General features: G+C 70.3%; 19 protein-coding genes. 12 read left to right on the forward strand and 7 right to left on the reverse strand.

Going from position 1 to position 19,531, the window contains the following annotated elements:
- Positions 1-9: 9 nt before the first annotated feature.
- Positions 10-942: a G5 domain-containing protein gene (locus ACWH95_RS06570; protein ID WP_136034462.1), complete on the reverse strand. Its 933-nt coding sequence runs from the start codon at positions 940-942 to the stop codon at positions 10-12.
- Positions 943-1,147: 205 nt separating this feature from the next.
- Positions 1,148-2,644: a SulP family inorganic anion transporter gene (locus tag ACWH95_RS06575; protein WP_454120407.1), complete on the reverse strand. Its 1,497-nt coding sequence runs from the start codon at positions 2,642-2,644 to the stop codon at positions 1,148-1,150.
- Positions 2,645-2,799: 155 nt separating this feature from the next.
- On the opposite strand from ACWH95_RS06575, the gene ACWH95_RS06580 reads away from it, so the two are divergent.
- From ACWH95_RS06580 to ACWH95_RS06590, 3 genes are all read left to right on the forward strand, one after another.
- Positions 2,800-3,366: a TetR/AcrR family transcriptional regulator gene (locus ACWH95_RS06580; RefSeq protein WP_136037209.1), complete on the forward strand. Its 567-nt coding sequence runs from the start codon at positions 2,800-2,802 to the stop codon at positions 3,364-3,366.
- Between the two features lie 101 nt (positions 3,367-3,467).
- Positions 3,468-4,889 (forward strand): MFS transporter, encoded by a 1,422-nt coding sequence (locus ACWH95_RS06585; RefSeq protein ID WP_454120408.1) that lies wholly within the window; start codon positions 3,468-3,470, stop codon positions 4,887-4,889.
- A gap of 123 nt (positions 4,890-5,012) precedes the next feature.
- Positions 5,013-5,528 (forward strand): hypothetical protein, encoded by a 516-nt coding sequence (locus ACWH95_RS06590; protein ID WP_454120409.1) that lies wholly within the window; start codon positions 5,013-5,015, stop codon positions 5,526-5,528.
- Positions 5,529-5,537: 9 nt separating this feature from the next.
- Here the strand turns inward: ACWH95_RS06590 and ACWH95_RS06595 are convergent, their stop codons facing one another.
- Positions 5,538-6,770 (reverse strand): MFS transporter, encoded by a 1,233-nt coding sequence (locus ACWH95_RS06595; RefSeq protein ID WP_454120410.1) that lies wholly within the window; start codon positions 6,768-6,770, stop codon positions 5,538-5,540.
- An 82-nt stretch (positions 6,771-6,852) separates the two neighbouring features.
- Here ACWH95_RS06595 and ACWH95_RS06600 point away from each other — a divergent pair, with 82 nt between their 5' ends.
- The gene (locus ACWH95_RS06600; protein WP_247638159.1) at positions 6,853-7,158 is read left to right on the forward strand and encodes an ArsR/SmtB family transcription factor; all 306 of its coding nucleotides are present in this window, start codon (positions 6,853-6,855) and stop codon (positions 7,156-7,158) included.
- Here ACWH95_RS06600 and ACWH95_RS06605 read toward each other — a convergent pair.
- From ACWH95_RS06605 to ACWH95_RS06620, 4 genes are all read right to left on the reverse strand, one after another.
- On the reverse strand, positions 7,155-7,382 hold the full coding sequence (locus tag ACWH95_RS06605) for a helix-turn-helix domain-containing protein (RefSeq protein ID WP_136034451.1): 228 nt from the start codon (positions 7,380-7,382) through the stop codon (positions 7,155-7,157). The genes ACWH95_RS06600 and ACWH95_RS06605 overlap by 4 nt on opposite strands.
- On the reverse strand, positions 7,382-7,870 hold the full coding sequence (locus ACWH95_RS06610) for a DUF2975 domain-containing protein (protein ID WP_136034449.1): 489 nt from the start codon (positions 7,868-7,870) through the stop codon (positions 7,382-7,384). The genes ACWH95_RS06605 and ACWH95_RS06610 overlap by 1 nt, the downstream gene beginning before the upstream one ends.
- Positions 7,871-7,950: 80 nt before the next feature.
- Positions 7,951-9,453 carry a DUF4127 family protein gene (locus ACWH95_RS06615; RefSeq protein WP_454120411.1) on the reverse strand — a complete coding sequence of 501 codons (1,503 nt, stop codon included), beginning with the start codon at positions 9,451-9,453 and terminating at the stop codon, positions 7,951-7,953.
- Between the two features lie 48 nt (positions 9,454-9,501).
- The gene (locus ACWH95_RS06620; RefSeq protein ID WP_136034445.1) at positions 9,502-10,215 is read right to left on the reverse strand and encodes a GntR family transcriptional regulator; all 714 of its coding nucleotides are present in this window, start codon (positions 10,213-10,215) and stop codon (positions 9,502-9,504) included.
- A 112-nt stretch (positions 10,216-10,327) separates the two neighbouring features.
- Between ACWH95_RS06620 and ACWH95_RS06625 the strand changes: the two genes are divergently transcribed.
- The 8 genes from ACWH95_RS06625 to ACWH95_RS06660 all read left to right on the forward strand — a co-directional run bounded on the left by ACWH95_RS06625 (position 10,328) and on the right by ACWH95_RS06660 (position 19,531).
- Positions 10,328-11,635, forward strand: coding sequence for an ABC transporter substrate-binding protein (locus ACWH95_RS06625; RefSeq protein WP_168387117.1), 1,308 nt, complete (start codon positions 10,328-10,330; stop codon positions 11,633-11,635).
- 10 nt (positions 11,636-11,645) lie between these two features.
- Positions 11,646-12,614, forward strand: a complete 969-nt coding sequence (locus ACWH95_RS06630) for a carbohydrate ABC transporter permease (protein WP_247638162.1) — start codon at positions 11,646-11,648, stop codon at positions 12,612-12,614.
- Complete coding sequence (locus ACWH95_RS06635) at positions 12,601-13,467, forward strand: carbohydrate ABC transporter permease (RefSeq protein ID WP_136044185.1); 867 nt, start codon at positions 12,601-12,603, stop codon at positions 13,465-13,467. Before ACWH95_RS06630 ends, ACWH95_RS06635 begins: the two co-directional genes overlap by 14 nt.
- Positions 13,464-14,147 carry an N-acetylmannosamine-6-phosphate 2-epimerase gene (locus ACWH95_RS06640; RefSeq protein WP_205814397.1) on the forward strand — a complete coding sequence of 228 codons (684 nt, stop codon included), beginning with the start codon at positions 13,464-13,466 and terminating at the stop codon, positions 14,145-14,147. Before ACWH95_RS06635 ends, ACWH95_RS06640 begins: the two co-directional genes overlap by 4 nt.
- Positions 14,144-15,079: an ROK family protein gene (locus ACWH95_RS06645; RefSeq protein ID WP_454120412.1), complete on the forward strand. Its 936-nt coding sequence runs from the start codon at positions 14,144-14,146 to the stop codon at positions 15,077-15,079. Before ACWH95_RS06640 ends, ACWH95_RS06645 begins: the two co-directional genes overlap by 4 nt.
- Before the next feature lie 41 nt (positions 15,080-15,120).
- A complete protein-coding gene (locus ACWH95_RS06650) occupies positions 15,121-15,753 on the forward strand; it encodes a PadR family transcriptional regulator (protein WP_247638164.1) in 633 nt (210 codons plus the stop codon).
- A gap of 45 nt (positions 15,754-15,798) precedes the next feature.
- Positions 15,799-17,478, forward strand: coding sequence for an ABC1 kinase family protein (locus ACWH95_RS06655; protein WP_454120413.1), 1,680 nt, complete (start codon positions 15,799-15,801; stop codon positions 17,476-17,478).
- An 82-nt stretch (positions 17,479-17,560) separates the two neighbouring features.
- Positions 17,561-19,531: a BCCT family transporter gene (locus ACWH95_RS06660; RefSeq protein WP_240744665.1), complete on the forward strand. Its 1,971-nt coding sequence runs from the start codon at positions 17,561-17,563 to the stop codon at positions 19,529-19,531.

Consider the following 19,531-nt stretch of genomic DNA (forward strand, 5'->3'; position numbering starts at 1 on the left):
AACGCCGACTCAGTCGCAGGCGATCCCATCGCCGTCGCGGTCGAGTTCGTACACATCGGGCCCGACAACCTGCAGCGGTCCTCGGACATAGGCGGGACCGTTTCCGCCCCCGCCGTCGCAGTCCACGTCTGAGGCGATCGGCACGCACACGCCTGCGTAGCTGGAGTGGCAGTCTGCGGCCGGCTGCACCAGGGGCACGGGTGCAGGTGCCGGTTGACGGGTACCGATCGAGGTGATCTCCGAAACGGGAGCCACGGTGATGGTCTCGCTCACGACTTCGCGCGAGACCTCTGCACCGTCGATGTACTTCACGCGAAAAGTGGTGACTTTCGTTCCCGCAACTCCTGCCGTTGTGACGACCGTCTGGCCGACATCGATCTGCGGGTCATTGACCGTCGCGCGATCGAACGGGATCACAGTCGACACATCGACCTCTTCGAAGGTTGTGGGCACCGCCGAGGGCGTGGGCTCGTCCGTTGCGGACGAGGCGAGTGGCTTAGCAGCCGAGCTTGTCGAATCTGCGTTCGTCGAATTGGATCCAGGGCCTCCGAGGGCGGCGTTGGCTCCCGTGCCGACGAACATCAGCACGAAAGCGATGCCTAGCGCGGCCCAGCCGGCCCCGCGGGAGCGAACACGGAAGAACCTGGCTGACCCTCGTGCGATTGCGTAAACCGCCACGAAGAACAGAACGACTCCTGCGAGCATCAAGATCACGCCGAGACTCCGCGTGAGCAGCGCCACAGCCAAGACGACGGCCGCCGTGATGATGACGATCTTCAGACCCGACGACTTCGTTTCGCCTGGTGCGGTGGGAGATGCCGCAGCAGGGGCGAGGTTGAGTGGGGCAGTATGCGTCGTCCACTCCGTGCCGTTCCACCAGCGCTGCTGCTCGGGCTGGTGGGGATCGGGGTACCAGCCTTGCGGTGTTGTCTCGGGCATCATTGCCGTCCTTACGCTCGGATTTCATTCCGAACAGTACCGATATTTCGGGGAGTCGTGCGCGCGGGAAGAGCAGTTGATTCTGACGTATCAACGGCAGGGCTATCGGCTCCCGTTGTACAGCGCCGGAGGCGATCTGGCCGTACATGATGCGAAGGAGCAACGCGATGCGAGTGCCCCGCCTACCTCCCGGTATTGAGCGGGGCCTCTACTCGAACCCGCCCGTCAACCGCCCGTGCATCGTCCCGCTCGAGTCATTCATTCCGACGATCTCCACCGTCTTCCCCAACGCGGCGTACTTCGTCTCGATCGCGTCCAACGCGGCAACGGTCGACGCATCCCACACGTGCGATCCCGACAGATCAACAACAACGCGGGATGGGTCGTCCGTGTAGGAGAACAGCGTCGTGAGGTCGTTGCTCGACGCGAAGAACAGCTCCCCCTGCACGACATACGTCACCATGTCGCCCGCAACCGAACGCGTCACCGTCACGAAATGCGCCACCCGCCGGACGAACAGCACGGACGCGACCAGCACGCCGCCCACAACACCCACCGCCAGGTTGTGCGTGATCAGCACGAGCACGACCGTGGCGAGCATCACGAACGTCTCGCTCTTCGGCATCCGCTTCAGCGTCGACGGCTTGATCGAGTGCCAGTCGAACGCCCCGATCGCCACCATGATCATCACGGCCACGAGCGCCGCCATCGGAATGGTCCCGACGAAGTCGCCGAACACCACGACCAGCAGGAACAGGAACACCCCGGCGCAGAACGTGGAGATGCGGGTCCTGGCGCCCGAGGCCTTCACATTGATCATGGTCTGACCGATCACGGCGCAGCCGCCCATGCCACCGAAGATCCCCGACAGCACATTCGCGACGCCCTGCGCCCACGACTCGCGCGTCTTGTTCGAGTGGGTGTCGGTGATCTCGTCGACGAGCTTCGCGGTGAGCAGCGACTCCATCAGCCCGACCAGCGCCACCCCGAGGGCGAACGGCGCGATGATCGTGAACGTCTCCCACGTGAGCGGCACGTTCGGGATGAAGAGCTCCGGCAGGCTGCGCGGCAGTTCGCCCTGATCGCCGACCGTGGGAACCGTGATGCCGAACGCGAGCACCACCCCGGTGACGATGATCACCGACACGAGCGGCGCCGGCACGACCTTCGTGAGCTTCGGCATCACCAGCATCACGACGATCCCGAGCGCCACCAGCGGATACACGAGCCACGGCACGTCGATCAGCTGCGGGAACTGCGAGCTGAACACGAAGATCGCCAGCGCGTTCACGAACCCGACCATGACGCTGCGGGGGATGAACCGCATGAGCTTCGCGACCCCGAGCACTCCGAGCACGACCTGGAGGATCCCGGCGAGGATGACCGTCGCGATGAAGTAGTCCAGCCCGTACGTCGGCGCGACCGGAGCGATCACGAGCGCCACGGCGCCGGTCGCCGCGGTCACCATCGCCGGGCGCCCGCCGAGGAACGCGATCGACACCGCCATGATGAACGACGAGAACAGTCCCACCTTCGGGTCCACCCCCGCGATCACCGAGAACGCGATCGCCTCCGGGATCAGCGCCAGCCCCACGACGAGCCCGGCGAGCACCTCGCGCGTCAGCATCCGCGGGTTCTTCAGCGCCGTGAGCACCGACGGGTGGTCGCGATAGCGGGCGCGGTCGATGGCCGTCGTTGCAGACAATGGGGGCTCCAGGGGGAAGGTGCCTCAGAGGAAGAGGCAGACGATCCAGCCTATGCGGACACACCGACCCGGAAGTCCCATCGCCCTGCCGCTTCAGCCCCCACAATCACCACACCTCTTGCCCCGCCCGCAAGAGTGAGTGTACAGTCACTCTCATGCCCGCCACCCGAAGCTCCGTCCTCTCCACGGCCGACGCCCGCCGTCCGCTCGTGGCTGCTGCGGCTCTGCGTGCGTTTGCGCGCCGGGGCTTCCACGGCACGACCGTGGCCGATGTCGCGGGCGAGGCGAAGATCTCCCCGGCCTACGTGTTCAAGCTGTACTCCGGCAAGGAGGCGCTCTTCGTCGCCGCGCTCGACGCGTGCTTCGACGCGATCCTCGTCGCCCTCGAGGAGGGTGCCGACGCCGCGCGGGACCAGAAGCCCGCCAGCGTGCTCGAGGCGATGGGCGATGCCTACGCGCACCTCATCTCCGACCGCACGCTGCTCATGCTCCAGGTGCACGCGCAGTCCGTGGCCGACATCGAGGTGATCGGTGAAGCGCTGCGCGCGGGGCTGGGGCGCATCACCACGTACGTCCAGTCCCGCTCCGGGGGCAGCGACGAGGACGTGCAGCGCTTCATCGCCTACGGGCAGCTCTGCCATCTCATCGTCACCACGCAGCTCGACGGACGGCCCGAGGACTGGGTCGCCCTCCTGACCGCGGGTATCACCCACCCCGAATGAAACCCCCCCCGCGGGCGCACCCTTTCGCGTGCCTGCGAGAGTGAGTGAGTAATCACTCTCCCCTCATCCACACCGACCGACACGACAGAGAAGAGAGAACCATGACCACCCTCACTCCGCTCACCTCCGCCGCAGCCCCTCTGCGCAGCACCCGCCGTTGGCTCGCCCTGAGCGTGCTCGCGCTCGCGCAGTTCCTCGTGGTGCTCGACGCCTCCATCGTCAACATCGCCCTTCCGGTGCTCGGGCAGCAGCTCGGCATGGACACGGCCGCGCTCGCATGGGTCATCACCGCCTACGTGCTCGCGTTCGGTGGGCTCCTGCTCCTCGGCGGGCGGCTCGCCGACCGCTACGGCCACCGCCGCGTGTTCCTGCTCGGCACCGCGGGTTTCGTCGTCGCCTCGGCCCTCGCGGGACTCTCGGTCGTGCCCGAGATGCTCCTCGCCGCGCGCGCACTCCAGGGGGCATCCGCCGCGCTGCTCGCCCCCGCGGCCCTCGCCCTGCTCACGCACCTCTTCCCCGACGACGCCGAACGCACCAGAGCGCTCGGCGTCTGGGGTGCCGTCGCGGGCATCGGCTCCGCGGCCGGCGTGCTCCTCGGCGGCGTGCTCACCGCGACCCTCGGGTGGCAGTCGGTGTTCTTCGTGAACGTCCCGGTCGGGGCGGTCGTGCTCATCGCCGTCCCGCTCCTCATCACCCGCGACACGGTCCGCGCCTCCGGTCGCCTCGACGCTGCCGGTGCGATCAGCGTGACCGCGGCACTTGTCGCCCTCGTCGGGGCGTTCAGCGCGGTCGAGCAGCTCGGCTTCGTCCACCCTCTGCCCCTCGGGCTCTTCGCCGTCGCGCTCGTGCTCGGCGCCGTGTTCCTCCTGATCGAGCGTCGCGCGCCGGAGCCGCTCCTCCCGCTGGCGGTGTTCCGCAACCGCGACCTCGCCCTCGGCAACGTCGTGATGCTGCTCGGCGGCGCCGCCATGGTCGCGCTGTTCTTCGCGCTCTCCGTGTTCATGCAGGCCGTGCTCGGGTACGACGCCCTCACGACCGGCCTCACCCAGCTGCCGCTCGCCGGTGCCCTGGTCGTCGTGGCGGGCGTCGTCCCGGCGCTGATCGGTCGTGCCGGCGCTCGACGCGTGCTCGCCGCCTCGCTCCTCGTGCTCGCCGGTGGGCTCGTGTGGCTCGCGCTCGCTCCGTCCGACGCGGTCTTCCTCGTCCACCTGCTCGGCCCGACGCTGCTGATCGGCGTCGGACTCGGGGGCGCGTTCGTCGCCACGACCCAGCTCGCGGTCGACGGGGTCGACGGGGGAGAGGCGGGACTCGCGGGCGGACTCATCAACACCAGCCAGCAGATCGGAGGTGCGGTCGGCCTCGCGGTCCTCGGAACGATCGCGGGACTGCGCACCTCGGCGCTCGATGCCGCCGGCGTGCCTGCCGCCGAGGCGATGACGGGCGGCTTCTCCTGGCTCTTCCTCGGTGCCGCCGCGCTCGCCGTGATCGGCGTGGGAACCGTCGCGGTCTGGCGCCGCCGCTGAGGTGCGGCAGTCGGCCCCGCGCGTCGCCTCCGGGCGCGCGGGGCCGCTGCGTGCGCACCTGGACCCTTCCTCTCCGCCGCCACCTCCGCCATGATGAAGGGGACCGACCGCGAAGGAGACCCCGTGTCGCTCACTCCGCCACCGTCGCAGCACATCGAGACCGCCGCCTCTGCACTCCCGGGCGCCGTGGTGATCGCGGGCATTCGACGAACTCTGATCTGGACGGTGGTCGCGGGCGTCGTCTACTCCGCCTTCATGACGGGCAGCAAGAGCTACTGCCCGGGCGGTTACGACGGCAGCGGCGGCTTCGTCGATGCCGAGGGTCGGTCGGTCGACCAGGCCCCCGTCTGCGTCTCGATGGCGCTTCAGTCCAACGTGCTGGTCTACGTCGCCCTCGCAGCGATCTTCCTGATCGCGCTCGGTCGCGTGACGAAGGCTGCCGACGAGCGTGCGGCACTGCGGACGCTGGAGCGCGCGATGTACGGAGCCGGCGTGCTCGTCGTGATCGCCGTCGTGGTGTCGCAGGTGTGGTTCCAGTCGATCGATCTCGAGCAGTTCACCTCGGGGTCCTGGTCCGTCGTGAGCCCCTTCCCGCTCGGGATCATCGACGTGTCGACCACCCCGATGACGACCCCCTGACCCCCGGAGCTACCGCCCCGCCCGCACCCGGAGGGTGAACGCCACCGCGGCGAGCCCGATCACCACCACCCCGTACCCGACGCACACCGCCTCCAGCCCGATCACGCCGACGAGTGACCCGGCGACCACGGCGGGCACGCCGAACGCGAGATAGGCGAGCACGTACAGCACCGCGAAGGTGTCGGCGCGTTCGGTCGGGGGAATGCGCGGTGCGAGCGACGCGACCACACCGGAGAACGCCGTGCCGAAGCCCATGCCCGTGACCGCGGCCGCGCCCAGGTAGAAGGGGAGCGATCCGACCCCGAGCGCGAGGAGCGACAGCAGCGTGCCGAGGCCGAGCGCCGCGGTGCCGAACAGCACGCTCGTGTGCGCCGAGCGCCCGCGCATCGCGAACGCCGTGACCGCCCCGACCCCGGCGAGCAGCACCACGCCGAGGCCCTGCCACAGGTGCGCGACGCCGCCGAGCTCACGCGCCACGATGTTCGCGCCGAGCGACAGGAACAGCCCGCCCGTGGCCCACCCCGCCACGACGGCCGGGGCTCCACGCCAGAAGTCGCCCCGGATCGCGGCGGGGATCGACAGGCGGAAGCTCAGCGACGCCCACGCGCCCGGCCGCCGCGGAGCCGTCTCCGGCACGACGAGGAACAGCGCTGCGAGCAGCACGTACACCGTGGTGAGCGGGGCGAACACGTCGAGCAGCGCCTCCCGGGTGAGGTCGAGCATGACCGCCGACACGAGCGCGCCGAGCGCGAGTCCGATGCCGGGGCTCAGCGCGTTCCACAGCGCGGCCGTCTTCGCTCGACCCCCGGGGGCGAAGTCGAGCACCGTCGCCGACAGCGCCGAGATCAGCGCCCCGCTCGCGACGCCCTGGAGGATGCGTGCCACGAACAGCACCCACACGGCGTCGGCGTGCCAGAACAGGAACATGCTCCCCGCGAGCAGCAGGAACCCCACGACCGCGACAGGTCGCCGCCCTACGTGGTCCGACAGCGACCCGGCGGTGAGGAGCGTCAGGAGCAGTGCGACCGCGTACACCGCGAACACCGCGCTGATCACGACCGGCGCGAACCCGATGTCGTGCGCGAGCACGGGATAGAACGGCGAGGGTGCGCTCGCTCCCGCCATCATCAGGATCTGTGCGACCACGACGAGCACGAACCCGAGCCGGGTGCGCGTCGCGGTCGGGCGGGGGTGCCGGGGCGCGGCGGGCGGGGCGGTGACGATGGGCTCGGTGGTGGTCATGCGCGGCTCCTTGACGGTTCGAGAATCATCGAACTCTCGGAGCGTACTCGCCCTCGCGCCATTGTTCAACTATTCTCGAACCATGCCTGGCGACCTGCCCCACCCGGAGCGCTCCGAGATCCAGCTGACCGAGGTGCTCTTCGCGCTCAGCGACCCCGAGCGACTGGCCATCGCGCGCCAGCTCGCCGACGGTCCCCTCGACATGGCCTCCTGCCACGCGACCGACCCGAACCTGCCGAAGTCCACCAAGTCGCATTTCATGAAGGTGCTGCGCGAGGCCGGCGTCATCCGCAACGAGCCCAACGGGCGGCGCCGCACCCTCACCCTCCGCCGCGACGACCTCGACGCCCGCTTCCCCGGGCTGCTCGACTCCGTGCTGCCGGGCTAGTCCGCGGGCGCCCCGTCGTCGTCCGGCACCCACCGCAGCAGGTCGCCCGGCTGGCAGTCCAGCGCCGCGCACAGCGCATCGAGCGTCGTGAACCGCACCGCCTTCGCGCGGCCGTTCTTCAGCACGGCGAGGTTGGTGGGGGTGATCCCGATGCGCTCCGCCAGCTCGCCGACACCGATCTTCCGGCGCGCCATCATCACGTCGATGTCGACGACCACCGGCATCAGATCACCTCGTCGTCGAGCTCGGACCGCAGGGCCCGCGCCTCCGCGTCGCGGTCGATCGCCTGCCGCAGCAGCGCCTTCATCACCACGACGAGCAGGGCCATCCCGGCGAGCACCACTCCCGCACCGCCGATCAGCGCGACGACGCCGGGCGCCATCTCGCCCGGGGCGAGCAGGGCCGCGAGCACCCACGCAAGCACCGCCGCCGCCAGGATCGCCCCGATGATCGTGTCGACGAAGCGGAACGAGGATGTCGAGAAGAGGGATCCCCGCCGCACCTTCCGGAGCAGGATCCACACGCACACCCCGAACACCTGCATCGTCGCGACGCCCAGCACCAGGATCGCGACCAGCGTGATGCGCGCCCACGTCGCCTCCCCCTCCAGGTCGGCGTACACGAGCGGCGCGATCACCGTCTGCACCACCAGCGACCCGAGCAGGGCGAGGGCGATCACCACCTGCAGCGCGATCGTCGTTCCCTTGGCCATGCGCCACCTCCCGTCGAGAAACAACAGGAATCTATCGTTAATCGTTCGATGAGGCAAGCGCGAACGCCGGCCGCCCTGAGTTACCGCAGCACGAGGCCGATCTCGAACGACCGCCGCCACGGCAGCGTCAGCTCGTCGATGCGCACGCCGTCGGCGGGGAGCATCGACTCCAGCAGCGCCGTCAGCTCCGCATGGATCACCCGCGACGCCTCGGCCACCCGCGCGTCGTCCGCCATCGGGTAGATGTCGGGGAACAGCGACGGCCCGGAGTCCGTGCGCACGACGGCCTGATACGCGAAGTCGTCCAGCAGCCGGGTCAGCAGGGCGATCCGCGCCGCCCGCTCGTCGAACGACCCCGTGGCCCGGCCGACCACCGCGGCGGCCGCGACCGCGACCACGCTGCCGAGCGTGTTCCCTGCCGTGTTCCAGCCGCCGAACGCCTCCAGCCGCCCGAGCAGGTCGGCGTCGGCGAGCGCGCGCACCAGCGCCTCGTCCGCCCCGTTCGGATACCGCACGTCGGCCAGCGCGACCCGCTCGCCCGCCTCCAGCCGCTCCCGCACCAGGGCGACGGTGCCGGCGACGGCCGCGGTGTCGACCACATCGGGCCGCCCGCGGAACATGTCGTGCCGGTCGGGGTCGGGGGCGTGCAGCACCAGGGTCACGTCGGCGTCCGCCGCCACCTCGACGGCACCGGCCGCGCGGATCTGCCGGCTCGCCGAGGCTGCCAGCGACATGTTCTCGTACGGCGGGATCCGCTCCATCCCCGCGGCGTCGGCGCACGCCACCGCGAACGACACCGTCACCCCGGCGTTCCCCGCGAGAGCTCGGGCGACGAGTGCCGCCCCCACCTCGTCGGCGCCCGGGTACATGAGCACGCGACGGCCCGACGGCAGCATCCGCATCCAGTGCCGCAGCCACACCTGCTCGGCGCTTCCCGCCGCGAACGGCGCGGTGTCGTCGGCGGTGATCGCGAGGAAGTCGAGCGTCTCGTCCTCGACCAGCCCGAGGGTCGAGAGGTTGACGATGTGGTTGCGCAGGCGCCGCGTCGCGTAGTCCGACACGACATCGGCCGGCACGGGTGTCAGCTCCTCCAGCGGCAGCACGTCGGTCTCGCCGAGCAGCCGGTGGGCGTCGCCCCCGAGGGCGTGGATCTCCTTGCCGTGCGCCGTCCAGTACTCCGGCTCCTCGGCCGCGGAGTACGAGTTGCTGGCGCGCGTGACCAGGGAGACGGCCGAGATCGGCAGCTCGGGGCGCATCCGCCGCACCTCGCGCAGCACGTCGAGACGCGCCAGCACGTCACGCGTCGTGTCGTGGCTCGTCCGGCTCGCGATGAGTCCGCCGTAGAGCAGCATGTCGACCGACACCACGAGGTGCACGGTCGCCGGGTCGGCCGCGCGCTCCCGCAGCCAGGCGCCGAGCGCGTCCGCGTCGCCCGCCGTCCGGTACGCGGGGAGGATCTCGGCGGGCGGCACGTCGAGCGTCACGCCCGCGACCGCGGCGACGTCGCCGGGCAGCTTCACGTTCACCGGTCGGTCGTCGAGGGGGAGCAGGGCGATGCGCGGGCGGAGGGTCGGGTCGGACACGAGGAGCCTTTCGTCGGTGAAGGGATTGCCGGTCGGGAGCGCGAACGCTCAGGGGCGGGAGATCGAGAGGAGGTAGGAGTAGCGGTCGCCCCGGTACACCGACTCGGCGTACTCCAGCGGGCGGCTACGGGCGTCGTAGGTGGTGCGCTTGACGAGGAACGCGGGCGAGAACGGGGGCGTCTGCAGGGCTGCGGCCTGCTCCTCGTCGAGCACGACCGCGTGGATCTCCTGGTCGGCGCGCACGGCCGAGATGCCGAACCGGGTGCGCAGATCCTCGTAGAGCGAGTCGCCCACGATGCCCTCCTCCAGCCCCGGCACGGCGTCGGCCGCGATCGAGCACACCTCCAGGCAGATGGGGATGTCGTCGGCGGTGCGCACGCGGCGGATCCGCACCACCGGCGACTGCGGGCTGAGGTTCAAGGCGTAGCCGGTGGTCTGCCCCGCCGCGGCGGTGGACACGTCGACCGACAGCGATCCTGGCCGCATGTTGCGGGCGAGCATGTCCTCGGAGAACGACGTGAGCTCGAAGGCCTTGCTGATGCGCGAGGCGCTGACGAAGGTGCCGGCGCCCTGAAGCCGGTAGACCAGCCCGTCGCGCTCCAGCTCGTCGAGCGCCCGGCGCACCGTCTGCCGGTTGACCTCGAGCGACTCGGCGAGATCGCGTTCGGTCGGCAGCTTCTCGTGCGGCGCCAGGCCCTGCTGGATGACCTCCTCGAGATGCCGGCGCACCCGCTCGTGCTTCGTCACACCCTCGATCGTCATGGCTTCCCCCTCATTTGGACTAACCCAATCTTGACGACCGCCCCCAGGTGTGTCAATGTCTGTTCTCAGCGGTTCCGAATTGGTCTATTCCAATCCTTTTGCAAGGTCAACGATGAGCGGAGAACTCCCCATGCACATGAAGCAGCACATGCGCCGGCGCGCCCTGGTCGCAGCCGGACTGACCACAGCGACGGTCGTGGCCCTCAGCGGATGCGCGGGAGGCGGCAGCGACGCCGACGGCCCCACCGAGATCACGTTCTCGTACCTGTGGGGAGGGGAGGAGGCCAAGGCCCTGGAGGCGATCATCGCCGACTTCAACGCCAGCCAGGACGACATCGTCGTCAAGGGCGTCTCCAGCCCCGACACCCAGAAGCAGCTCACCTCGATGTCGTCGTCCAACGGCTCGTTCGACATCTCCGACAACTTCGGGAACACCGTCGGCGCCTGGGCCTCGAAGGGCATCCTCGCCCCGCTCGACGACGCGATCGCCGCGGAGGGCATCGACGTCGACGACTTCGTGCCCAGCGCGATGGAGCAGATGACCTACGACGGCAAGATCTACTCGCTGCCCATCGCCATCCACAGCTTCCAGCTGCTCTACAACCCCCAGCTGCTCGCGGAGGCGGGTGTGACACCGCCCACCACCATGGACGAGCTCGCCGCCGCCATCCCCAAGCTCACCAAGAAGGACGCCTCGGGCAAGATCACCCAGCTCGGCCTCGGCTCCGCCAACGACAGCACCACGCTCACCACTCTCGGCTACGCGTTCGGCGGCAGCTGGGACGGAGAGGACGGCCCGACCCCGGCGGAGGACGGCAACCTCGAAGCGCTGCAGTGGTACCAGGACAACGTGATCGAGCCGGTGGGCGCCGACGCCATGGCCACGTTCGTCTCCGGTCAGGGCGAGTACCTCTCGGCGCAGGACCCGTTCTTCAGCGGCCAGGTCGCCATGATCATCGACGGCGAATGGCGTTCGGCCAGCGCGGCCAAGATCGCCCCCGACTTCGAATGGGGCGTCACCGCCATCCCCGCCGCCACCCCCGAGCTGGAGAACAGCACGCAGGTGACCGCGAGCACCCTGTTCATCCCCGCCAACTCGAAGCACAAGGAAGAGGCGGCGACGTTCCTCGCCTACCTCGTCAGCGACGAGCCGATGGAGAAGTTCGCCGTCGCGCTGGGCAACCTCCCCGGCCGCTCCTCCCTCGCCGGCAGCGCGGCCTTCGACGAGCTGCAGGACTTCGGCGTCTGGGCCGAGGCGGCCTCCTCGCCGAACGCCAAGTCCCTCGCGAGCCGCCCGTACAGCGCGGAGTACGCGACCGACCTGGCCACCGCGTTCGACGAGGTCGTGCGGCTGACGGCCACCCCGGAGGAGGCGATCGCGACCGTCGAGGAGCGGATGTCCTCCTACTCCTCGAAGTGAGCGGCGCTCCGTGACCACGGCCACCACACCCCGGGTCCGGCGGGAGACGACTCCCGCCGGACCCGGCGCCCCCGTCCGGCGGCGCCGCAGCCGCCGCACGACGCTGATCGGCCTCGCCTTCGCCGCGCCGTTCATCGTCGGCTTCCTGTTCCTGTTCGCCTACCCGATCGTGGCCTCGGCGTACTACAGCTTCACCGACTTCAACCTCTTCCAGGCGCCCGAGTGGGTGGGCCTGGACAACTACACCCAGATGTTCGCGGACGGGGTGTTCTGGAAGTCGCTCGCCAACACCGCCGTGCTCACCGTGTTCGGGGTGCCGCTCGCGATCGGCATCGCGCTCGCCGGAGCCCACCTGCTCAACACCCCCGTCCGCGGCCAGCCGCTGTACCGCGCGCTGGTGTACCTGCCCTCGATCGTGCCCGTGGTGGTCGGCGGCTACCTGTGGCGCTGGCTGCTCAACGCCCAGTACGGCTTCATCAACCACTTCCTGTCGTGGTTCGGCATCGAAGGGCCGGCGTGGCTGCAGCAGCCGGAATGGACCAAGCCTGCGATCATCATGATGTCGCTGTGGACCGTCGGCGGCACCATGATCATCTACCTCGCGGCCCTCCAGGAGGTGCCGAAGGAGCTGTACGAGGCGGCCGAGCTCGACGGTGCGGGAGTCTGGCGCCGGTTCACGAGCGTCACCTGGCCGACGGTGTCTCCGGTGACGCTGTTCCAGGTGATCGTGAGCATCATCGGTTTCCTGCAGATCTTCACGCAGCCCTACATCCTGTCGCAGGAGCGGCTCAATCAGGCCGGCTCCGGGCCCGGGCAGTCGATGCTCTCCTACGCGATGTACCTGTACCAGAACGCGTTCGTGTTCCTGAAGATGGGCTACGCCTCGGCCATGGCCTGGACGCTGTTCATCGTCACGCTCATCGTGAGCCTCATCGTGCTCGCGTCGTCGAAGAAGTGGGTGCACGATGGCACACGCTGAGACCTCTACCCCCGCCCGTCGGCCCCGCCGCACGCGCCGCACGCTGCGCCGCGTCCGGCAGCAGGTGTCGGTGGCGCTGCTCGCGCTGCTGTTCCTCTTCCCGCTGCTGGTGATGCTGTCGACCGCGTTCAAGACGCCGGGCGACGTGTTCTCCTCGCCGCCCACGCTGCTTCCGGCCGAGTGGACCATGGACAACTTCGCCGAGGCGTTCGCGCAGATCCCCGTGTGGCGTTACCTCGGCAACACGCTGTTCGTGTCGGGCATGAGCATCCTGGGCACGGTCATCTCGTGCCCGCTGGTGGCCTATGCGCTGGCGAAGGTGAAGTGGCGCGGCGCCCGCCCGCTGCTCATCCTCGTGCTGGCCACGATGATGCTGCCGCCCCAGGTGACCCTCATCCCGCTGTTCCTGGTGTGGAACGGGCTCGAGGCGACGAACACCTATCTGCCGCTGATCGTGCCGGCCTTCCTGGGCACGCCGTTCTTCATCTTCATGATCCGGCAGTTCCTGCTCGCGGTGCCCGACGAGCTGATCGAGGCCGCGCGCCTCGACGGCGCCTCCGAGTTCCGCACCTACGCGACGATCGTGCTGCCCCTGGCCCGCCCGGCCATCGTCACCGCGGCGATCTTCCAGTTCGTGTGGGCGTGGACCGACTTCCTCAATCCCCTCATCTATCTCAACGACCAGTCGACGTACACGCTGTCGATCGGTCTGTACGCCTTCTTCGGGGAGAACGACGTGGCGTGGGGACCGCTCATGGCGGCATGCGTGATGTTCACGCTGCCGGCCGTGGTGATCTTCCTCATCGGCCAGAAGTTCTTCATCGGCGGCGTCAGCGCAGGAGCGATCAAGTGACACACGACACCCTCGAACTGCTCCGTGACAGCCTCGTCGCCTCGGTCCAGGCGTCAGCGGGCACTCCGGCCCGCGACACCCACGTGATCGGCGCGCTCGCGGAGTCGGCACTGCTCGGCGGTGCCAGCGGGCTGCGGTTGAACGGACCGGAGGACCTCCGCCGGGTGCGGTCGGCGACGGCGGTGCCGCTGATCGGACTGCACAAGGTGTGGAACGGCGTGCGCAACGTGATCACGCCCGACGTCGCTCTTGCGGAGGGCCTCGCCGCGGCGGGGGCCGACGTCATCGCGGTGGACGCCACGACCGAGCAGCTCGGCACGGACTTCGGCCTGCTCGGCCGGATCGCGCAGGCCACCGGGCTCCCGGTGATGGCCGACGTCTCCACCGCGGAGGAGGGCAGGAGGGCGTGGGAGGCGGGCGCCGCCGTGGTCGGTACCACCCTCTCCGGCTACACGCCGCACTCGCCGCGGCAGGACGGACCCGACCTCGATCTCGTCGCCGCGCTCGCCGCGGCCGGCATCCCGACCATCGCGGAGGGCCGCTACCAGACACCGGAGCAGGTGCGAGCGGCCTTCGACGCGGGGGCCTTCGCCGTGGTCGTCGGCGGGGCGATCACCGACCCGATCGCGCTCACGCGCCGGTTCGTCGCGGCGACCCCGAAAGCCGGGGAGCGGGTGTGATCGTCGGGGTCGACATCGGCGGCACCAAGATCGCGGTCGCCGGATTCGAGCCCGATCCCGCGGGCGGTCGTCGCCGGGTGACGCCCGTGCGCAGCTGTGCGACGCCGGCGCGCGAAGGCGGGGACGCGATCGTGCGGGCGGTCGTCGAGGCGGTCCGCGCGGTCGCCGACGGCGAACCCGTGACGGCGGTCGGTGTCGGCACGGCCGGCGTGGTCGCCCCCGACGGATCCATCACCTCGGCCACGGACGCGATCCGGGGGTGGGCGGGGTTCCCGCTGCGCTCGGCACTCGAGCGCGCCACGGGGGTTGCGGTCGTGGTCGTGAACGACGTGCACGCGGCGGCGGTCGCGGAGGCCGCCCAGGGAGCGGGTCGCGGAGCGGGCGGGCTGCTGATGGTCGCGGTGGGCACGGGCATCGGCGGGGCCGTGGTGCTCCCGGACGGGCTCCGCACCGGGGCGACCGGCACCGCGGGATCGGTCGGGCACACCGAGCTGGCGCTGCCGGCCGAGCTCGCCGGGAGGCGCTGCGGTTGCGGGGCGCCCGGGCACGTCGAGGCCGTGGCGTCGGGGCCCGGACTCGAACGGACGTACCGGGAGCGCACCGGGACACCGCTCCCGTTGCGCGAGGTGGATGCCCTGGCCCGTGCGGGCGACCGGACGGCGGCGGAGGTGATCGCGCAGGGGGCGCAGTTCCTCGGGCGCGCTCTCGCCGCGGCCAACGCGGTGCTCGACGTCGAGGTGGTGGCGGTGGGCGGGGGTGTCGCGGGCATCGGTGAGCGCTACCTGGACGAGGTGGCGCGGGCCTATCGGGCCGTGGCGATGCCGGGCCCGGCGCTGGCCCGGGTCCTTCCGGCCGAGTTCGGGGTGGACGCGACGGCGACCGGCGCGGCCCTGCTCGCGCCGGTCGAAACTCCCACCCCACGCCCAGCGTGAGCGATATATCGTTAACTATCGTTCACGACTGGGAGGTCATCATGAGCAACGCATTCCCCTCCAACCCGTTCGGCGGAACCGGGAACACCGGCGGCAGCGGTGCCGGTGACTTCGCGTCCGGCCTCGGCAACCTCTTCGGCGGACCCCACGGTCCGGCCGGCGCGCTCTTCGAGGCGATGGATCAGCTCCGCAAGTCGTTCGACTCGCGCCCGTCCGGCGGCTCCCGCATGGCGCGCGGCGACGTCCGCACCGCCGTGCTCACGCTCCTCGCCGAGCGTCCCATGCACGGCTACCAGATCATCAACGAGATCGCCGAGCGCAGCGGCGGCACCTGGAAGCCCAGCGCCGGTTCCGTGTACCCCACGCTCCAGCTGCTCGCCGACGAAGGGCTGATCGAGGCGGAGGAGCAGAACGGCCGCAAGACCTATGCGCTCACCGAGGCCGGTCGTGCCGTCGCCGACGAGACCACCGAGACCCCGGCGCCGTGGGTGTCCACCTCCGATAAGGACCGCGGACGCGACCCCCGCTACAGCGCGCTGCCCAAGGCCGGCGTCGACCTGGCCGCCGCGGCCGCGCAGGTCGGTCGCAGCGGTTCGGCGGAGCAGGTGCAGCAGGCGATCGAGGTGCTCGACGACGCCCGCCGTAGGCTGTACACGATCCTTGCCCAGGACTGACCGCGTCGTGCGGCATCCGGCGCGGAACGGCGGAAGGATGACGCGATGACGGAAGCGGTAGCCCAGGGCGTCCATCGCGCCAGGTACCGCCGCATCCTGTCGTTCGCGAGCCGCGAGTTCGTGAAGATCTGGTGGTTCGAGCTGGTGCTTCCGCGCTTCGGGCTCGGCTCAGTCGCGGAGCGCACCCGCCCGCGCCGGATGCAGCGCTTCGCCCGGCGCTTCCACACCCTCGCGGTCGAGCTCGGCGGACTCATGATCAAGGTCGGGCAGTTCATGTCGTCGCGCCTCGACGTGCTCCCGCCCGAGATCACGAAGGAGCTGGAGGGCCTGCAGGACGAGGTGCCCGCGGTGCCCACCCCGCAGATCCGGGCGCTCGCGGAGGCCGAGCTCGGCATCCCTCTGGAGCGCGCCTACGCCTGGTTCGACGACACCCCGGTCGCCGCGGCCTCGCTCGGTCAGGTGCATCGCGCGCGGCTCTCGGCCCTCGACGTGGAGGACACCGGGCTCGACGAGGTCGTGGTCAAGGTGCAACGCCCCGGCATCGACGAGATCGTCGCGGTCGACCTCGCCGCCCTCCGCCGGGTCGCCCGCTGGCTCACGCGGGTGCGGATCGTCGCCGACCGGGTGGACGCGCCCGCCCTCGTGGAGGAGTTCGCCGTCACGAGCCTGGAGGAGATCGACTACCTGCACGAGGCCCGCAGCGCCGAGCGGTTCCGCGAGAACTTCGCCGACGACCCGCGGGTCGCGGCGCCCGAGATCGTGTGGGAGCGCACGACCCGCCGCGTGCTGACGCTGTCCGACGTGACCGCCATCAAGATCAACGACACCGAGGCGCTGCGGGCGGCCGGCATCGAACCGCGGGCCGTCGCCGACGCGTTCGCCGAGGTCATGTTCGACCAGGTGTTCACGCATCGCTTCGTGCACGCCGACCCGCATCCCGGCAACATCTTCGTCACCCCGGTTCCCACGGACGGGGGCTTCCGTCTGACGTTCATCGACTTCGGCATGATGGCCGAGGTCCCCGACAACCTCCGCGAGGGGCTGCGGATGCTCCTGATCGCGGTCACCGCGCGCGACAGTCGCGGACTCGTGGCCGCCGCGAAGGAGATCGGGGTGCTGCTGCCCACCGCCGACACCGCCGAGCTCGAGCGCGCCCTGACGGCCCTGTTCGCCCGCTTCGGCGGCATGGGCTTCGCGGAGCTGAGCCGCGTCGACCCGCGCGAGTTCACCGACTTCGCAGACGAGTTCGGCGACATGGTGCGCCGCCTCCCGCTCCAGCTGCCGGAAGACCTGCTGCTGCTGATCCGGGCGGTGTCGCTCACCTCGGGCATGTGCAGCGGCCTCGACCCCGCGTTCAACGTGTGGGACGCGGCGGAGCCCTACGCCGCTCGGCTGCTGCGCGACGAGTCCGGCAACCTGATGCAGGACATGGCCCAGCAGGCGATGGAGAACGCCGCGACCACGTGGCGCCTCCCTGGGCGCATCGACCGCATCATCACTCGCATCGACGACGGCACCGTGTCGTTCGACACCTCGCGACTGGAGCGGCGCCTCGATCGGCTGGAGGGCATCGCGCGCCGCATCGCCTCCGGGGTGCTGTTCGCCGCGATGCTCGTGGGCGGCGCGCTGCTGGTCGCCCCGGTGCCCCCGCTCGGGATCACGCTGCTGTGCGTCTCCGTGCTGCCTCTGCTCGGGGCGCTCTTCGCGGGGCGACGCGGCCGCTAGACCCGCCCGGCCGCAGGAGAACGCGGCGGCTCCGGCGGAGGCGGCCCGGGCCGAGGCGGCCCGCATGGGAGGATGGGTTCTCATGGACAACCCGGTCGAGAAGCACTCCCCCTCCGACGGTCCGCAGACCCCCACCGGCACCCACCGCACTGCGGGAGAGGCCGCGCGCAAGATCGTGCGCGACATCACCACGGTTCCGCCGCGCAGCGTGCACCCCGCGCTCGTGCCGGGCGTCTCGGTCGAGGAGACCGGTCGCACCTACCGCACCGACCCGCTCGTGTTCGGTGTGGCGGCGGCGTTCGCCCTCGGGTTCATCGCGTGGGGCGTGTTCGCGGGCGACAACCTCGCCGGCACCACCAGCACCGTGCTCGCATGGGTCGTGGAGTACTTCGGGTTCTTCTTCACCACGATCGCGACGATCATCCTCGTGTTCATGCTGTTCGTCGGCTTCAGCCGCTACGGGCGCATCCCTCTGGGTCGTGACGACGAGGAGCCCGAGTTCTCGATGTTCTCGTGGATCTCGATGCTCTTCGCGGCCGGCATGGGCATCGGGCTGGTGTTCTGGGGCGCCGCGGAGCCGCTGACGTTCTTCGAGAACCCGCCACCCGGAACGGTCGAGGCGAACACGCTCGAGGCCATGCACACCGCGCAGACGCAGGTGCTCTACCACTGGGGCCCGCAGGCCTGGGCGTTCTATGCGCTCGTCGGCGGGGCCATCGCCTACGGCGCCTACCGCCGCGGTCGCACCCCGCTGATCTCGTCGATCTTCGCGCCGCTGCTCGGCGAGCACCGCACCACGGGCCCGGTCGGCCGCACGATCGACATCTTCTCCATCATCGTGACGCTGTTCGGCACGGCCGCGTCTCTCGGGCTCGGTGCGCTGCAGATCGGCCACGGCGTCGAGCTGGTGAGCGGCATCGGCCCGCTCGGCAACGGCATCCTGATCGCCGTCATCGCCGTGCTCACGGCGTGCTTCATCGCGTCGGCCGTCTCCGGGGTCTCGAAGGGCATCCGCGCGCTGTCGAACATCAACGCGGTCGTCGCGATCCTGCTGGCGTTCTTCGTGTTCTTCGTCGGGCCGACGCTGCTCATCCTGAACGTCATCCCGTCGGTCGCGGTGCAGTTCCTCGGCGACCTGCCGACCATGATCGGCCGCTCGGCCTCGCAGGGTGAGGCCGCGGAGGCGTTCCTGTCGAGCTGGACGATCTTCTACTGGGCGTGGTGGATCTCGTGGTCGCCCTTCGTCGGCATGTTCATCGCGAAGATCTCGCGCGGGCGCACGCTGCGCCAGTTCGTGTCGGTGGTCATCGTCGTGCCGTCGGCAATCTCGCTCGTGTGGTTCGCGATCTTCGGCACCACCGCGATCCAGCAGCAGATGAACGGCGCCGGACTCGTGGTCGACCCGCCCGAGGAGGTGCTGTTCGGCGTGCTGGAGAACCTGCCGTTCCCCCTGGTCACGAGCATCGTGCTCATCCTGCTCATCGCGATCTTCTTCATCACCGGCGCCGACTCCGCCTCGCTCGTGATGGGCACGCTCTCCCAGCAGGGGCGCCCAGAGCCGTCGCGCTGGGTCGCGGTGGTCTGGGGTGTGCTGGTCGGCGTGATCGCCGCGGTGCTGCTCGTGAGCGGCGCGGAGGGCAGCGGCCTGCAGTCGCTGCAGAACGCGACGATCATCGCGGCCCTGCCGTTCGCCATCATCATGGCGTTCATGATGATCGCGTTCATGAAGGATCTGCGGCGCGACCCGATGATCCTGCGCGACCGCTACGCCCGCGCCGCCGTGCGGCACAGCGTGATGGCCGGACTGGAGGAGTACGGCGACGACTTCGCGCTCGTTCCCGTCGAGTACGACCACTCGGAGGACGACCTGGCATGGATCGACGAGGACACGGTCGACGACACCCTCGCCGAGGTGTACGAGGCGGCGACCGAGGCGATCGACATCGTCCCGCCGGCCGACGTCGAAGCCGCAGTGGACGCCGCGATGGACGAGACCCTGGATCAGCCCGACGAGGCCGCGCAGCCCGGGGCCGAGGGTCCGCCCGTCCGCTGA

This window comes from Microbacterium sp. NPDC055502 (assembly GCF_053643635.1).

Coding starts and splice junctions, on each gene's coding strand:
- ACWH95_RS06620 (WP_136034445.1), bottom strand. CDS start 10,215: ATGACGATCGAGGGTGTGACGAAGCACGAGCGGGTGCGCCGGCATCTC.
- ACWH95_RS06610 (WP_136034449.1), bottom strand. CDS start 7,870: ATGGCCAAGGGAACGACGATCGCGCTGCAGGTGGTGATCGCCCTCGCC.
- ACWH95_RS06595 (WP_454120410.1), bottom strand. CDS start 6,770: ATGACCACCACCGAGCCCATCGTCACCGCCCCGCCCGCCGCGCCCCGG.
- ACWH95_RS06600 (WP_247638159.1), top strand. CDS start 6,853: ATGCCTGGCGACCTGCCCCACCCGGAGCGCTCCGAGATCCAGCTGACC.
- ACWH95_RS06605 (WP_136034451.1), bottom strand. CDS start 7,382: ATGCCGGTGGTCGTCGACATCGACGTGATGATGGCGCGCCGGAAGATC.
- ACWH95_RS06655 (WP_454120413.1), top strand. CDS start 15,799: ATGACGGAAGCGGTAGCCCAGGGCGTCCATCGCGCCAGGTACCGCCGC.
- ACWH95_RS06650 (WP_247638164.1), top strand. CDS start 15,121: ATGAGCAACGCATTCCCCTCCAACCCGTTCGGCGGAACCGGGAACACC.
- ACWH95_RS06660 (WP_240744665.1), top strand. CDS start 17,561: ATGGACAACCCGGTCGAGAAGCACTCCCCCTCCGACGGTCCGCAGACC.
- ACWH95_RS06625 (WP_168387117.1), top strand. CDS start 10,328: ATGAGCGGAGAACTCCCCATGCACATGAAGCAGCACATGCGCCGGCGC.
- ACWH95_RS06570 (WP_136034462.1), bottom strand. CDS start 942: ATGATGCCCGAGACAACACCGCAAGGCTGGTACCCCGATCCCCACCAG.
- ACWH95_RS06580 (WP_136037209.1), top strand. CDS start 2,800: ATGCCCGCCACCCGAAGCTCCGTCCTCTCCACGGCCGACGCCCGCCGT.
- ACWH95_RS06635 (WP_136044185.1), top strand. CDS start 12,601: ATGGCACACGCTGAGACCTCTACCCCCGCCCGTCGGCCCCGCCGCACG.
- ACWH95_RS06585 (WP_454120408.1), top strand. CDS start 3,468: ATGACCACCCTCACTCCGCTCACCTCCGCCGCAGCCCCTCTGCGCAGC.